This window comes from Streptomyces sp. NPDC037126, from assembly GCF_055605965.1.
Window position 1 is genome coordinate 685,478 of sequence record NZ_JBVJTD010000001.1, and the last position, 13,564, is coordinate 699,041.

A 13,564-nucleotide genomic window follows, 5' to 3' on the forward strand; every position below is an offset into this window, starting at 1 on the left:
GTTAGGTTTGCCTCACCGGAAATCGGGATGGCAGTGAGCGAGCGATCCCGTCGGGAGGTGGGCCGGATGTACGTGTGCAGTTGCTTCGGCGTCACCGAGCAGCAGGTGCAGCAGCACGCCGCGAACGGCGCCTGCACCCCGCGCCAGATCGCCTCCGCCTGCAAGGCGGGCACCGACTGCGGTGGCTGTGTGCGGCGCATCCAGGCGCTGCTCGGCCGGGGTGCCTGCCCCCGCCGTGACCTGATCGACCGGCGCGCCCCGGCCCTGGAGCGGCTGGACGACGCCGCCTAGAGCCCGCCGGTGCCCGGACCGGACGGGTCGGGCTGGCTCTGCTCGATCACGGTGGACAGATACAGCGCCTCGCCCAGCTTGTCCACGAGCTCCAGCTGGGTGTCGAGGTAGTCGATGTGGTGCTCCTCGTCGGCGAGGATCGCCTCGAAGATGTTCGCCGACGTGATGTCGTCCTTGTCGCGCATCACCTGGACGCCCCGGCGCAGCCGGTCGATGGCCTCGACCTCGATCTGCCGGTCGGCCCGGAACATCTCCGTCACCGTCTGCCCCACCTGGACGTGGGAGAGCCGCTGGTAGTTCGGCAGCCCGTCCAGGAGCAGGATGCGGTCGGTGAGCAGCTCCGCGTGCCGCATCTCGTCGAAGGACTCGGCCCGGGTGTACTCGGCGAGCTTCGTCCATCCCTTGTGGTCCTGCAGCTTGGAGTGCAGGAAGTACTGGTTGATGGCGGTCAGCTCGGCGGTCAGCTGTTCGTTGAGCAGTTCGATGACCTCGGGGTCGCCTTGCATGCGAGGGGGCTCCTTCCGGACAACCGGTCTCGGTGATTGCGCCGCATGATTGCACCGCCCGTGAAGATCGTCCAGTAAGTGCGTACTTAGTAAGTTGATCCCGTGTTGTTAGCCCTTGTCCGTTTTGGTGTTTGGTGGTCAAGGGCACTCCCACAGGTCTGTCAGGATGGATACATGGGTCGACCGGTGGAGCGAGAGTCTGGAGCAACGGCAGGGTCCGAGCTTCCGCCGGGTCAGCGGCTCCAGCGCGGCTGGCCGGTCACGCACTACGGGCCCGTCCCGAAGTTCCGGCCCGAACGCTGGGAGTTCCGGGTCTTCGGCGCCACCGCCGACGGCGACAAGCACACCTGGAACCACGAGGGGTTCACCGCCCTGCCGTACACCACCGTGGTGGCCGATCTGCACTGCGTGACGAAGTTCAGCATGACCGGCGCGGAGTGGGGCGGTGTCCCGGCCCGCGCGATCGTCGACCTGGCACCGCCGGCCCCGGACGTCACCCACGTGATGGTCTGGGCGGAGTACGGCTTCAGCTCCAACCTCCGCCTCGCGGACTTCCTCTCCGACCGCACGATCTTCGCCACCCACAAGGACGGCGAACTCCTCACCGCCGAGCACGGCTTCCCGGTCCGCCTGATCGTGCCCCACCTGTACGCCTGGAAGGGGCCCAAGTGGGTCCGGGGCGTGGAGTACATGACCGCCGACCGCCGCGGCTTCTGGGAGGAACGCGGCTACCACAACATCGGCGACCCCTGGAAGGAACAGCGCTACTCCTACCAGGAGGAACCGGGCGAGGGCCCGGAACTCTGACACCGGCGCCCTCCGCGCCGGCGACGGTCAGCCGTCCCTGAGCCGCTTCAGGCGCTCCACGTCCGCCGCGTGCCCCTCCTTGCCGCCGGGGGTCTCGATGACCAGCGGCACGCCCTCGGTGGCCGGGTGGTTCATCAGGGCGCGGAAGGGGTCCTCGCCGATGTGGCCGGAGCCGATGTTCTCGTGCCGGTCCTTGTGCGCGCCGACCACGTCCTTGGAGTCGTTGGCGTGGATCAGCTTCAGCCGCCCCTCGCCGACGGTCTCCACCAGCAGGTCCAGCGTCTGGTGCATGCCGCTCGGCCCGGTCAGGTCGTGCCCCGCGGCGAAGATGTGGCAGGTGTCCAGGCAGACGCCCAGCTTCGGATGGGAGTCCAGCGCCTCGAAGTACGGACCGAAGTCCCATGTCCGCGAGCACAGCGAGGCACCCTGGCCCGCGGTCGACTCCAGCAGCAGGAACGGGTCGTCGTCGTGGGTCAGCTCGTCCAGCAGCGGCAGCAGGTGCGCGCGCACCTGCTTCAGCGCCACGTCCCGCGCCCGGCCGCCGGTCGCGCTCCCGGTGTGCACGACCACACCCAGCGCGCCGATCTCCCGCCCCCGCCGCAGCGAGTGTCGCAGCGACTCCACCGACCGCTCCACGGTCGCCTCGGTGTGCGAACCGAAGTTGATCAGATAGGGCGCGTGCACGTATGCCGGGACCGACTCCTCGGCACACGCCTCCCGGAACGCCTCGTCCTGCCGCGGGTTGCCGGCGGGAGTGGCCCACCCCCGCGGATTCGCGACGAAGACCTGCACGGTCTCGGCCGCCAGTTCACGGGCGTACGACATGCCCACGGAATGCAGCCCGCCGGCGACGGGGACGTGACCGCCCACGGGGTTGCGGGGGAGGGAGGACTGATCGGGACTCACCCGTTCAGGGTGTCATGCCCGCCCCCGGTCCCGGACCGCGGTCCCGGTGACCCCGGTCACCGGATGGTGATCGTGATCGTCGACCCCTTCGGGGCCCTGTCGCCCGCCGGGACCGACTGCTTCTTCACGGTGTCGCCGAAGAGGCCGAGCAGGCCGCGGTCCTCGTCGACCTTGAAGCCGGCGCCCTCCAGGGCCTTGTGCGCGTCGTCGACGCTGTCGCCGACCACGTCGGGGACCTCGATCATCTCGGGGCCCTTGGACAGGGTCAGCGTCACGGTGTCGCCCTCGGCGGCCTGGCCGCCGTCGCCGGGGCTCTGCCGGGCGACCTTGCCCTTGTCGTACTGGGAGTTGACCTGCTCGGCGGCGATCCTCACCTTGAGCCCGGCGCCCGTCAGGGCCTGCTTCGCGCTGTCGAGGTCGTCGCCGGTGACGTCCGGGACGTCGACCGGGCTGCCCTTGCTGACGGTCAGCGCGATCGCCGAGCCGGCGTGCCGCCTGGTGCCCGCCGGTGGGGTCGTGGAGATCACGGACCCCCGGGGGACGTCCCCGTCGAACTGCTGGGTGACCATGCCCGGTTCGAGGCCCTCCGCCTTCAGCCGCGCCCGTGCCTGGGCCAGCGGCCGGCCGTGGACGTCCGGCACGTTCACCGTCTCCGGGCCGAGCGAGATGGTCAGCGCCACCGAGTCGTGGTCCCGGATCCGGGACCCCTGCGCCGGGTCGGTGCTGATCACCGTGCCGCGCTGGACGGTGTCGTCGTACGACCGCCTGACGTGACCGACGTCCAGCCCGGCGGCCTTCAGCCGGTCCCGGGCCTGCGCCTCGGTCTTCGCCAGCAGCGGCGGGACCTTGGTGAACTGGCCGGAGTTGATGTACCAGACCCCGGTGCCCACGCCGAGCACCAGCAGCACGGCGGCGACGACCGTGAGCATCGTGCGCCGGGAGCGGCGCGCGGGCACGGGCTCGCCGTGGAACCGCGTGGTGCGGCTGACGCCGTCCCCGGCCGCGTCGTCGTTGACCGGCAGCGGCCTCGGCACCGTCAGCGAGCGCGGGATCACGCTCGTACGGTCCTCCGCGTTGTCGTGCTCCGCGGAGCGGGCCTGCGGCGGCACCCTGTCCAGCTGCTCCTCGGTCAGCGCCCGGCGCGCCTCGCGCACCTCGGCGAGCAGCGCCACCGCGTCCTGCGGCCGGACGTCCGGGGTGCGCGCGGCGGCCGAGGCGACCAGCGCGTCCAGCTCGGGGGGCAGCTCCGGCACGAGGGCCGAGGGCGGCGGCACGTCCTCGTGGACGTGCCGGTAGAGCACCTGCGCGGGCGACTCCCCGGCGTGCGGCTTCGCGCCCGTCAGCATCTCGTAGAGGACGACGCCGCACGCGTACACGTCGACGCGCGGGTCGGCCGTGCCCTGCTCGATCTGCTCGGGCGCCAGGTACGACACGGTCCCGAGCACGGCACCCGTCGTACTGGTCACCGTGTCCACGGAACGGACGAGACCGAAGTCGGCGACCTTGACCCGCCCGTCGTCGCCTATCAGCACGTTCTCGGGCTTCATGTCCCGGTGCACGAACCCGGCCCGGTGCGCGGAGCCGAGCGCGGCGAGCACCGGCTCCAGGATGTCCAGCGCGGCCCGCGGCTGCACGGCGCCCCGCTCGCGCAGCACGTCCCGCAGGGTGCACCCGGCGATGTACTCCATCGCCAGGTACACGTACGACCCGTCGGCACCCTGGTCGAAGACCTGGACCACGTTGGGGTGGTCGAGCCGGGCGACGGACTTCGCCTCCCGGATGAACCGCTCGACGAAGGATCCGTCGGCCGCGAGCGTCGGGTGCATCACCTTCAGCGCGAGCACGCGGTCGAGGCGGGTGTCCAGGGCCCGGTAGACCGTGGCCATCCCGCCGACCGCGATCCGCGCGTCGACGCGGTACCGGCCGTCGAGCACCTGCCCGACGAGGGGGTCCTGAAGGGTCGTATCCACGCAGGGGAGTCTACGAGCACCGGCCGGCTGACCTCCCGGTGAGACCGCTCCCGCCCCCGTACTGCAGCCGACCTGTGACGCTTCACACGCCCGCGGGCGGGACGCAGGCGCGGGGCGGGGGAGCGGACGGGCTAGAAGGCCGGGCGCTCGGGATCCAGCCGGGCCATCCCCTCCGTCGGGGACGACGCCTCCGCGAGATACCTCCGGGGGATCCGCCCGGCCAGCCGGGCCAGCCGGCCGCCCTCCACGGCATGCCTCATGGCGGCCGCCATGAGCTCCGGTTCCTGTGCCCGCGTCACCGCGGAAGCCAGCATCACCCCGGCGCACCCCAGCTCCATCGCCAGGGCCACGTCCGACGCGGTACCGGCGCCGGCGTCCAGGATCACCGGCACGCGCGCGTGCTCGACGATCAGCTGGAAGTTGTGCGGGTTGCGGATGCCGAGCCCGGACCCGATCGGGGACCCCAGCGGCATGACAGCCGCACACCCGACGTCCTCCAGCTTCCGCGCCAGCACCGGGTCGTCGTTGGTGTACGGCAGCACCGTGAACCCGTCGTCGACCAGCGTCTCCGCCGCCTCCAGCAGCTCCACCGGATCGGGCAGCAGCGTCCGCTCGTCGGCGATGACCTCCAGCTTGACCAGGTCCGTGCCGAGCGCCTCCCGGGCCAGCCGGGCGGTCAGCACGGCCTCCCCGGCGGTGAAGCAGCCCGCCGTGTTCGGCAGCACCCGGACGCCCAGTTTCTCCAGCACCGACAGCACCGAGCCGTGCACGGACGGGTCCACGCGCCGCATCGCGACCGTCGTCAGCTCCGTGCCGGAGGCGGTCAGCGCCCGCTCCAGCACGTCCAGGCTGGGCGCTCCGCCCGTGCCCATGATCAGCCGGGACCCGAGGGTCACCCCGCCGAGGACGAAGGGATCGTCGGCCATGGCTCAGCCTCCCTGGACTGCGGTGAGGACCTCGACCCGGTCGCCCTCGGCGAGCGCGGTGGCCGCCCACTGGGTGCGCGGGACGACGGTCTCGTTGACGGCGGCCGCCACCCCGGAGGGCGCGGCGACCAGCGACCGCACGACGGTGTCGAGAGCGGTTCCCGGGGAGATCCGGCGGCGCTCCCCGTTGACGGAGATGGTGACAGGGGCGGTCATGCGGGCTGCTCCGTGAGGACGGCGCCGAAGCGCGCGGGCGAGAACGGACGGGCTTCGGCGGGGAGGTCGCCGGTGACGAGCGTGTGCGCCAGCACGTCCCCGGTGACCGGTGTGAGCAGCACCCCGTTGCGGTAGTGCCCGGTGGCCAGCAGCAGCCCGTCGAGCCCGGACGGGCCGAGCAGCGGCGCGTTGTCGGGGGAGCCGGGGCGCAGTCCGGCCCGGGTCTCGGTGAGCGGGAGCTCGGTGATGCCCGGCACCAGTTCGTGGGCGTCGCGCAGCAGCTCGTAGACCCCGCCCGCGGTGACCGTCGTGTCCCAGCCCAGCTCCTCGCTGGTGGCGCCGACGACCACTTCGCCGTTCTCCCGGGGCACGAGGTAGACGTGGCTGCCGCGCACCACGGCCCGCACGGTCCGGTTCAGGAACGGCGCGTACCGCGGGGGCACGGTCAGCCGCAGCACCTGGCCCTTCACCGGCCGCACCGGCGGCAGCAGCGCGTCCGGCACGCCGGCGAGCCGCCCGCTGAGGCTGCCGCCCGCGAGCACCACCTGCCCGGCGCCCAGCGCGGTGCCGTCCGCCGTGGTGGCCCCGGCGGCCCGGCCGCGTACGACGTCCAGGCGCTCGGCCCAGGCCCGGTGGAAGACCACCCCGGCCTGCTCGCACGCGGCCACCAGGGCCCCGGCCAGCCGCCGCGGGTCGATCTGGTGGTCACCGTCGACCCGCAGCCCGCCGCGCACCCCCGGCGCGAGCATCGGCTCCAGGCGCCGGCACTCCCGCCCGGACAGCCACTCCGAGTCGAGGCCCGAGCGCTGCTGCAGGGCGTGCAGCTCGCGCAGGTGGGCGCGGTCGTCGGCGTCGAGCGCCACGGCGAGCGTGCCGCAGCGGCGGTAGCCGAGGTCGTGGCCGGTCAGCTCGGTCAGCTCGGCCGCGAAGGCCGGGTAGCGGCGGGCCGACTCCAGGTTCAGGGCGAGCAGGGTCTCCTCGCCGTAGTGCAGCTCGGTGACCGCGGCCAGCATCCCGGCCGCGACCTGCGCGGCCCCGCCCCCGGGCGCGGGGTCCACCACGGCCGTCGCGAGCCCGCGCTGCGCCGCGCGCCAGGCCGTGACCAGGCCGATGATCCCGCCCCCGATGACGAGGACGTCGGACGTACGTGACGACATGGGCTTCCAGCCCCTCCCTTCGCCGGCATGACCCGGATCAGGTTCGTACGGTCGGAGGCCGCCAGCCTCCCTCTCAGCCCGGTGCGTCCGGGCTCCCGCGAGTGCTTGTACCTTGGCCACCCTAGCCCGCCGCGCTCGTCACCCGTAAGGGAGCCCTCCGCCATGCCCCGATCGCTCGACGGACTGATCCTCGCCCCGGTCGCGGACCAGGCTCCGGGCCAGGTGGGCACCGGTACCCGGTTCGCCTACCACGAGAAGGACGGCGAGATCTGGGCCGAGTACGCGGGCGGTGACGTGGTGCGCGGCCATCTGGTCGGCACCCGCGCAGGTGACCGGCTGGACTTCCGCTACGTGCAGCTCAGGACCGACGGGACCACGGCCTGCGGGCACTGCGTGTCCGTGGTCGTGGCTATGCCCGACGGCCGGGTGCGCCTGGAGGAGACCTGGGAGTGGGAGTCCGCCCCCGGCAGCGGCACGAGCGTTGTGGAAGAGGTCACCGAGCACGCCCGCTGACTGACAGATCGTCATCTGTCTATGGTGATCGGGTGAGCGAGCAGACAGCGGAAGCGGGGACGCAGGGGCGGCGCGTGGTCGTCGTCGGCGCGGGCATGGCCGGGGTGCAGACCGCGGTGGCCCTGCGGGAACAGGGTTTCAAGGGCAGGGTGACCGTCATCGGCGCCGAGCCGCACCAGCCGTACGACCGGCCGCCGCTGTCGAAGGCCGTCCTGCTGGGCAAGGCCGAGGACTCCGCCTTCGACGTCGACTTCGAGTCGCTGGGCGTCGACCTCAGGCTCGGCTGCGAGGTCCAGGGCGTGCGCCCCGGCGAGCACGAGCTGGACACCGAGGCGGGACCGGTGCCGTACGACGTCCTGGTCCTCGCCAGCGGGGCCGAACCGATCACGCTGCCCGGCACCGAGGGCGTCCCCGGGGTGCATCTGCTGCGGACCCTGGACGACGCCGAGCGGCTGCGGCCCGTGCTCGCCCGGCAGCACGACATCGTGGTCGTCGGCGCCGGCTGGATCGGCGCCGAGTTCGCCACGGCCGCCCGGGAGGCGGGCTGCGCGGTGACCGTCGTCGAGGCCGCCGACCGGCCGCTGGCCGGGGCGCTGCCCGCCGAGGTCGCCGCGCCGATGGCCGGCTGGTACGCCGACAGCGGTGCCGAGCTGCGCACCGGCGCGCGTGTGGACCGCGTCGAGCCCGGCGCGGTCGTCCTCGACGACGGCACGCGGCTGCCCGCGGGCGCCGTCGTCGTCGGCATCGGCGCCCGCCCCGCCACCGCCTGGCTGGCCGGCTCCGGCATCGAGCTGGGCGCGCGGGGCGAGGTCGTCGCCGACGCCCACCTGCGCGCCTCCGTGGCCGACGTGTACGCCGTCGGCGACTGCGCGTCGTTCCCCTCGGGCCGTTACGGCGAGCGTCTGGTCATCCACCACTGGGACAACGCCCTGCAGGGGCCGCGCACGGTCGCCGCGAACATCCTCGGCGAGACCTCGGCCGTCTACGACCCGGTGCCCTACTTCTGGTCCGAGCAGTTCGGCCGCTTCGTGCAGTACGCCGGCCACCACGCCGCGGCCGACCGGCTGGTGTGGCGCGGCGACCCGGCGGGCCCCGCCTGGACGGTGTGCTGGCTGCGCGAGGACCGCCTGGTGGCGCTGCTGGCCGTGGGGCGCCCGAGGGACCTGGCCCAGGGCCGCAAGGTGATCGAGGCGGGCCGGACCATGGACGCCGACGCGCTGGCCGACCCGGCCAGGCCGCTGAAGGACGCCACGGCCGGCTAGGGCCCGTCTGGCCATTCCCGTCTGCCGCGAATGGTCAGGACAGGCCCTGGTGCCCGAAGGGGCGGGGCCGTGGTGCCGTGCGGCTCCGCCGCACGGGCGCGACCGGCCGCGACGGAGGGCACTCGCCCACCGGCATAGAGCGGCACCCCCGGCCGAACGCCTACGCTAGTACCCGTGACCGAGATTGACACGAAGATCGATGCTCTCGTCCCCGCCTGGCTCACCCTCCCCGACATCGCCGAACAGCTCGGCGTCGAGGTGACGCGTGTGCGGCAGCTGGTCAAGGAGGGCCAGCTCATCGCCGTACGCCGAGGTGAGAACCGGGCGCTGCACGTCCCCGCCGCCTTCATCGACGAGGACAAGGTCGTCAAGGGCCTGTTCGGGACCCTGACGCTGCTGAGGGACGACGGCTTCACGGTCGAAGAGATGATCGAGTGGCTCTTCACCCCCGACCCGACCCTGCCGGGCACTCCCGCGCAGGCCCTGAGCGAGAATCGCGGCACGGAGGTGAAGCGCCGCGCCCAGGCGCTCGCCGTCTGAGCCGAACCACATCGTGAGGCGGCGTGCGGGCCCGGTCCGCACGCCGCCCGCACCGCCGCCAGGGACACCTACCAGGGGGGACCCACGCATGTCCGACACCGCCCGCGCCGCGCTCGCCGGCGCCCGTCTGTACCTGTGCACGGACGCCCGCAGGCGCCAGGGCGACCTCGCCGGGTTCCTGGACGCGGTCCTGGCCGGCGGCGTCGACATCGTCCAGCTGCGCGACAAGGGCATGGAGGCCGCCGAGGAGCTGGCGCACCTGGAGGTCCTCGCCGACGCCTGCGCCCGGCACGGCAAGCTCCTCGCGGTCAACGACCGGGCCGACGTCGCCCACGCCGCCCGCGCCGACGTGCTGCACCTCGGCCAGGGCGACCTGCCGGTCCCGGCGGCCCGCGCGATCCTCGGCGAGGACGTGCTGATCGGCCGCTCCACGCACGCCGAGGACGAGGCCGCCGCGGCCGCGGTCCAGGAGGGCGTGGACTACTTCTGCACCGGCCCCTGCTGGCCCACCCCGACCAAGCCCGGCCGCCACGCGCCCGGCCTCGACCTGGTCCGCCACACCGCGGCTCTCCGCACCGAGCGCCCCTGGTTCGCGATCGGCGGCATCGACCTCGCCAACCTGGACCAGGTGCTGGACGCCGGCGCCCGCCGGGTGGTCGTGGTCCGCGCGATCACCGAGGCGGACGACCCGGGGGCCGCCGCGGCCGAGTTCGCCAAGAGGCTGCGCCAGGCCTAGCGGCGGCGCGGGGCCCGGCCTGTCCAAGGGGTGGACAGGAAGTCGACAAATCGGGCAAATTCCCCGACTTCGGTTGGGGTGCCGCCCGCCCCTGGCTAACCTGCCGGTATGGCCCTCGGAACCGCATCCACCAGGACTGATCGCGCACGCACCGTGCGCGACATCCTCGCCACCGGCAAGACCACATACTCGTTCGAGTTCTCGGCGCCGAAGACCCCCAAGGGCGAGCGGAACCTGTGGAGCGCGCTCCGGCGGGTGGAGGCGGTCGCCCCCGACTTCGTCTCCGTGACCTACGGCGCCGGCGGATCCACCCGCGCGGGCACGGTCAAGGAGACCGAGCAGATCGTCGCCGACACCACCCTCACCCCGGTGGCCCACCTCACCGCGGTCGACCACTCCGTCGCCGAACTGCGCAACATCATCGGCCAGTACGCGGACGCCGGGATCCGCAACATGCTCGCCGTGCGCGGCGACCCGCCCGGCGACCCCATGGGCGACTGGGTCGCGCACCCCCGGGGCGTGACCTACGCGGCCGACCTCGTCCGGCTCATCAAGGAGTCGGGCGACTTCTGCGTGGGCGTCGCCGCCTTCCCGGAGATGCACCCCCGCTCCAGCGACCGGGACACCGACGTCGCCCACTTCGTGGACAAGTGCCGCGCCGGCGCCGACTACGCCATCACACAGATGTTCTTCCAGCCGGAGTCGTATCTCCGGCTGCGCGACCGTGTCGCCGCCGCGGGCTGCGACACCCCCGTCATCCCGGAGGTCCTGCCCGTCACCAGCGTGAAGATGCTGGAACGGTTGCCCAGGCTCAGCAACGCCCACGTCCCGGACGCCCTGAAAGAGCGGATCCTCACAGCGAAGGAGGATCCGGCGGCGGTACGCTCCATCGGTATCGAGTTCGCCACGGAGTTCTGCGCGCGACTGCTGTCCGAGGGAGTGCCCGGACTGCACTTCATCACGCTCAACAACTCCACGGCGACCCTGGAAATCTACGAGAACCTGGGCCTGCACCACCCCCCGCAGGCCTAGACCGGCCGCACCGCGATACGACACACTGCGTAACGGCCACTGGGAGAGGGGCGTACATGGGCTGGACGGTCCTCTACATCGCGTTCGGCGTCGTCGCACTGTGGCTGCTCGGCGAGGTGCTGCTGCAGTACAAGGCGCGCCTGCGCTGGCGGCTGCTCGCCTTCGCCGGGTTCCTCGGTGTCGTGCTCGGCGTGCTGATGCCGTCCGTCATCGTGATCGGGCTGGGCGCGATCGCCTTCGCGGTCGGCCAGACCTACGTCACGCTGTCGTTCCGCCGCGGCTTCGCGGCCGGCTGGGCGGTCAAGCGCCCCGACGCCGAGGCCGAGCCCGGCGGCAGCAAGCGCCGCCGCGGCCGGCCGGACCACGACGAGGCGGACCCGGACCTGGACGGCCCCGGCCCGGAGGCCGCCGAGGACGACCGGGACGCCGACCGGGACGCCTACGGCCAGAGCGCCGCACAGGGCGCCTACGACGAGTACGACCGCGACGACGTCTTCACCCCGGCCCGCCCGGGCGCCGCCGAGACCTCCGCCGTCTACGAGCCGCAGCCCATGCCGGAGGACACCGGCAACTACGGCGTCTACGGCGACACCGCCGCCTACGCGAACACCGCCCAGCAGGCGACCGGCGAGCAGCAGCAGAGCTACGCCTACGACTACTCCGGCTACGCCCAGCAGGGCTACGGCTACACCGCCGACGGCCAGCAGCAGGGCTACGCCAACTACTCCGACCCGTACGTCGGCAGCCAGTCCTACGGCGGCGCCGGCTACGACACCGGTTACGCCCAGCGGTACGGCCAGCAGGGCTACACCCAGGACCCGTACGCCACCGGCGGCTACGGCGAGACCCCGGCCGGCGGGGTGTGGGTGCCGCAGCAGCGCACCGACGAGACCTACGGCGGCGAACTCCCGCAGGAGCAGCCGTACCCCCACCAGGGCCACGGACAGCAGCAGCCGGGCGCGGGGTACGACGAGCAGTACCGTTTCTGACGCTCAGGGAGCGGTCTTCCGGAGCCTAGGGGCGGGTCACTGCGAGCCCCTGAAGCCCGGGCCCTCCACGATCAGCCCTGCCACCAGCGCCCCGGACATGCCCGCGTGCGGCAGTCCGCCGCCCGGGTGGGACCAGCCGCCCACCCGGTACAGACCGGGCAGCCGGGTGGTGTTGGACGGGTGCAGGAAGCGGCCGCCCCCGGCGGCGAGCGACGGCGCGGGCACGGCGCCCAGGCAGGCATCCGTCTCGTCCTCGGTGTGGTCGGGGGTGCGCACCTCCTGCCACAGGACACGGTCCCGCAGCCCGGGGACCGCCGACCCGGCGGCCTCGACGACCAGGTCCGCGCAGCGCCGGACCAGGCCGGCCTCGTCCCAGCCGGCCTCGGCCGGCACCACGGCGGACAGCACCACCGACTCGTGCGCCTCGTCCGGGACGAGCGCCCGGTCGCCGGGGCGCAGCACGGTCACCGTGGGACGCACGGGCCCGTGACCGGCCGGATCGGCCAGGAAGTCCAGCTCGGCGACGGGGTCCGGCGCGTGCACGACCGTGCGGTGCGCGGCGCCTGCCTCCCGGCCGCCGCGCAGGGCCAGCAGGACGGTGAACCGGCCCGGGCGGCGCGGGATCGCGTCGGCCCGCACATCGCCGTCCGCGTCCAGCGGATGCTCCGTCAGGGCCGGCAGCCGCGCCGGGTCCACGTCCGCCACGACGTGGTCCGCCTCGGCCCGCGTCCCGTCGCGCAACTCCACGCCCGCCGCCCGGCCGTCCTTCTCCAGCACCCGGGTCACCTCGGCGCCGAAGACGAACTCGACCTTCCGCCGCACGCACCGCTCGTACACCGCGCGCGCCAACTCCCTCAGGCCGCCGAGGACGTACCAGCTGCCGAAGGCGTGCTCCATGTACGGCAGCACGGCCGCGCTCGCCGGAGCGGTCCGCGGGTCGAGGCCGTACGCGAGCGCGTGGCTCGCCAGCAGCGCCGCCAGGCGCTCGTCGCGCAGCTCCCAGGACCCGATCTCGGCCAGGGTGGCCGCCCGCCGGGTGCGCAGCAGCCGCTTGTGCGGCACGGCCGGGTACGGCTCCTTCTCGGCCAGCACCCGCCAGTTGGGCCACAGCGGCTCCTCCAGCAGCGGCCGGCGCGTGCGGTCCCAGGCCTCGCGGGCCCGCACCAGGAAGTCGCCCCAGCGCTCGCCCGCGCCCCCGCCCAGCGCCTCGTCCAGAGCCGTGACCACGCCCGCACGCGAGGCGTTCGGCACGGCCGCCTCGGTGCCGTCCGCGAACACGTGCCGCGCGGACGGGTCGACCTGGACCAGCTCGACGCAGTCCTCCAGCGGCTCCTTGCCGGTCTTGACGAACAGGTCGCGGTAGACGGCGGGCAGCGTCAGCAGCCCCGGGCCGGTGTCGAAGCCGAACCCGTCCCGCTCGAAGCGGCGCACCCCACCGCCGTACGTGTCCGTGCGCTCGTACACCACCACCCGGTGGCCCGCGACGGCCAGCCGGGCAGCGGCCGCCATCGCGCCCATCCCGGCGCCGATCACCGCAATCCGTGCCATGCCTGCGACTTTATCGACCGCCACCGACAATCCGGCCCCCGGGCATGCGTGCGCAGGGCTGAGTATCCGTACCTAGGTGGCGAGATGAGTATGTACGCGGATGGGCGGCGGCCCGTGTGGACGGGAGAGTGGACACACGGCAAGGGGGCGTGGCCCGGCACCGCC

Annotated in this window: 15 protein-coding genes and 1 riboswitch; of the genes, 8 read left to right on the forward strand and 7 right to left on the reverse strand. The window is 73.4% G+C overall.

Annotation, left to right across the window (positions count from 1 at the left end; all coding sequences use genetic code 11):
* Positions 1 to 66 precede the first annotated feature (66 nt).
* Positions 67 to 291, forward strand: coding sequence for a (2Fe-2S)-binding protein (locus ACZ7FF_RS03125; protein ID WP_470808989.1), 225 nt, complete (start codon positions 67 to 69; stop codon positions 289 to 291).
* On the opposite strand, the gene bfr is transcribed toward ACZ7FF_RS03125, so the two are convergent.
* Positions 288 to 797: a bacterioferritin gene (gene bfr, locus ACZ7FF_RS03130; RefSeq protein WP_470808991.1), complete on the reverse strand. Its 510-nt coding sequence runs from the start codon at positions 795 to 797 to the stop codon at positions 288 to 290. The genes ACZ7FF_RS03125 and bfr overlap by 4 nt on opposite strands.
* A gap of 174 nt (positions 798 to 971) precedes the next feature.
* On the opposite strand from bfr, the gene ACZ7FF_RS03135 reads away from it, so the two are divergent.
* The gene (locus ACZ7FF_RS03135) at positions 972 to 1,604 is read left to right on the forward strand and encodes a sulfite oxidase-like oxidoreductase (RefSeq protein ID WP_470808992.1); all 633 of its coding nucleotides are present in this window, start codon (positions 972 to 974) and stop codon (positions 1,602 to 1,604) included.
* Between the two features lie 27 nt (positions 1,605 to 1,631).
* Here the strand turns inward: ACZ7FF_RS03135 and ACZ7FF_RS03140 are convergent, their stop codons facing one another.
* From ACZ7FF_RS03140 to thiO, 5 genes are all read right to left on the reverse strand, one after another.
* Positions 1,632 to 2,510 carry a deoxyribonuclease IV gene (locus ACZ7FF_RS03140; RefSeq protein ID WP_470808993.1) on the reverse strand — a complete coding sequence of 293 codons (879 nt, stop codon included), beginning with the start codon at positions 2,508 to 2,510 and terminating at the stop codon, positions 1,632 to 1,634.
* A gap of 56 nt (positions 2,511 to 2,566) precedes the next feature.
* A complete protein-coding gene (pknB, locus tag ACZ7FF_RS03145; protein ID WP_470808994.1) occupies positions 2,567 to 4,480 on the reverse strand; it encodes a Stk1 family PASTA domain-containing Ser/Thr kinase in 1,914 nt (637 codons plus the stop codon).
* A 131-nt stretch (positions 4,481 to 4,611) separates the two neighbouring features.
* A complete protein-coding gene (locus ACZ7FF_RS03150; RefSeq protein ID WP_470808997.1) occupies positions 4,612 to 5,406 on the reverse strand; it encodes a thiazole synthase in 795 nt (264 codons plus the stop codon).
* A 3-nt stretch (positions 5,407 to 5,409) separates the two neighbouring features.
* Complete coding sequence (gene thiS, locus ACZ7FF_RS03155) at positions 5,410 to 5,622, reverse strand: sulfur carrier protein ThiS (protein WP_470808998.1); 213 nt, start codon at positions 5,620 to 5,622, stop codon at positions 5,410 to 5,412.
* Positions 5,619 to 6,779, reverse strand: a complete 1,161-nt coding sequence (thiO, locus tag ACZ7FF_RS03160; RefSeq protein ID WP_470809000.1) for a glycine oxidase ThiO — start codon at positions 6,777 to 6,779, stop codon at positions 5,619 to 5,621. The genes thiS and thiO overlap by 4 nt, the downstream gene beginning before the upstream one ends.
* Positions 6,777 to 6,888, reverse strand: a riboswitch (TPP riboswitch). (Overlaps the previous gene by 3 nt.)
* A 53-nt stretch (positions 6,889 to 6,941) precedes the next feature.
* Here thiO and ACZ7FF_RS03165 point away from each other — a divergent pair.
* From ACZ7FF_RS03165 to ACZ7FF_RS03190, 6 genes are all read left to right on the forward strand, one after another.
* Complete coding sequence (locus ACZ7FF_RS03165) at positions 6,942 to 7,292, forward strand: avidin-fold protein (protein WP_470809001.1); 351 nt, start codon at positions 6,942 to 6,944, stop codon at positions 7,290 to 7,292.
* 32 nt (positions 7,293 to 7,324) lie between these two features.
* Positions 7,325 to 8,554 carry an NAD(P)/FAD-dependent oxidoreductase gene (locus ACZ7FF_RS03170; protein ID WP_470809003.1) on the forward strand — a complete coding sequence of 410 codons (1,230 nt, stop codon included), beginning with the start codon at positions 7,325 to 7,327 and terminating at the stop codon, positions 8,552 to 8,554.
* Between the two features lie 174 nt (positions 8,555 to 8,728).
* The gene (locus tag ACZ7FF_RS03175; RefSeq protein WP_470809004.1) at positions 8,729 to 9,094 is read left to right on the forward strand and encodes an Rv2175c family DNA-binding protein; all 366 of its coding nucleotides are present in this window, start codon (positions 8,729 to 8,731) and stop codon (positions 9,092 to 9,094) included.
* A gap of 88 nt (positions 9,095 to 9,182) precedes the next feature.
* Positions 9,183 to 9,830 carry a thiamine phosphate synthase gene (gene thiE / locus ACZ7FF_RS03180; protein ID WP_470809006.1) on the forward strand — a complete coding sequence of 216 codons (648 nt, stop codon included), beginning with the start codon at positions 9,183 to 9,185 and terminating at the stop codon, positions 9,828 to 9,830.
* A gap of 108 nt (positions 9,831 to 9,938) precedes the next feature.
* Positions 9,939 to 10,862 carry a methylenetetrahydrofolate reductase [NAD(P)H] gene (metF, locus tag ACZ7FF_RS03185; protein ID WP_470809007.1) on the forward strand — a complete coding sequence of 308 codons (924 nt, stop codon included), beginning with the start codon at positions 9,939 to 9,941 and terminating at the stop codon, positions 10,860 to 10,862.
* 56 nt (positions 10,863 to 10,918) lie between these two features.
* Complete coding sequence (locus ACZ7FF_RS03190) at positions 10,919 to 11,851, forward strand: SCO2102 family sporulation regulator (protein ID WP_470809009.1); 933 nt, start codon at positions 10,919 to 10,921, stop codon at positions 11,849 to 11,851.
* A gap of 36 nt (positions 11,852 to 11,887) precedes the next feature.
* Here the strand turns inward: ACZ7FF_RS03190 and ACZ7FF_RS03195 are convergent, their stop codons facing one another.
* On the reverse strand, positions 11,888 to 13,399 hold the full coding sequence (locus ACZ7FF_RS03195; RefSeq protein WP_470809011.1) for a phytoene desaturase family protein: 1,512 nt from the start codon (positions 13,397 to 13,399) through the stop codon (positions 11,888 to 11,890).
* Between the last annotated feature and the right edge of the window lie 165 nt (positions 13,400 to 13,564).

What these genes read in the sequence shown, in the direction of transcription:
- ACZ7FF_RS03125 (WP_470808989.1), top strand. Translation starts at nt 67, where the DNA reads ATGTACGTGTGCAGTTGCTTCGGCGTCACCGAGCAGCAGGTGCAGCAG.
- bfr (WP_470808991.1), bottom strand. Translation starts at nt 797, where the DNA reads ATGCAAGGCGACCCCGAGGTCATCGAACTGCTCAACGAACAGCTGACC.
- ACZ7FF_RS03135 (WP_470808992.1), top strand. Translation starts at nt 972, where the DNA reads ATGGGTCGACCGGTGGAGCGAGAGTCTGGAGCAACGGCAGGGTCCGAG.
- ACZ7FF_RS03150 (WP_470808997.1), bottom strand. Translation starts at nt 5,406, where the DNA reads ATGGCCGACGATCCCTTCGTCCTCGGCGGGGTGACCCTCGGGTCCCGG.
- thiS (WP_470808998.1), bottom strand. Translation starts at nt 5,622, where the DNA reads ATGACCGCCCCTGTCACCATCTCCGTCAACGGGGAGCGCCGCCGGATC.
- thiO (WP_470809000.1), bottom strand. Translation starts at nt 6,779, where the DNA reads ATGTCGTCACGTACGTCCGACGTCCTCGTCATCGGGGGCGGGATCATC.
- ACZ7FF_RS03165 (WP_470809001.1), top strand. Translation starts at nt 6,942, where the DNA reads ATGCCCCGATCGCTCGACGGACTGATCCTCGCCCCGGTCGCGGACCAG.
- thiE (WP_470809006.1), top strand. Translation starts at nt 9,183, where the DNA reads ATGTCCGACACCGCCCGCGCCGCGCTCGCCGGCGCCCGTCTGTACCTG.
- metF (WP_470809007.1), top strand. Translation starts at nt 9,939, where the DNA reads ATGGCCCTCGGAACCGCATCCACCAGGACTGATCGCGCACGCACCGTG.
- ACZ7FF_RS03190 (WP_470809009.1), top strand. Translation starts at nt 10,919, where the DNA reads ATGGGCTGGACGGTCCTCTACATCGCGTTCGGCGTCGTCGCACTGTGG.
- ACZ7FF_RS03195 (WP_470809011.1), bottom strand. Translation starts at nt 13,399, where the DNA reads ATGGCACGGATTGCGGTGATCGGCGCCGGGATGGGCGCGATGGCGGCC.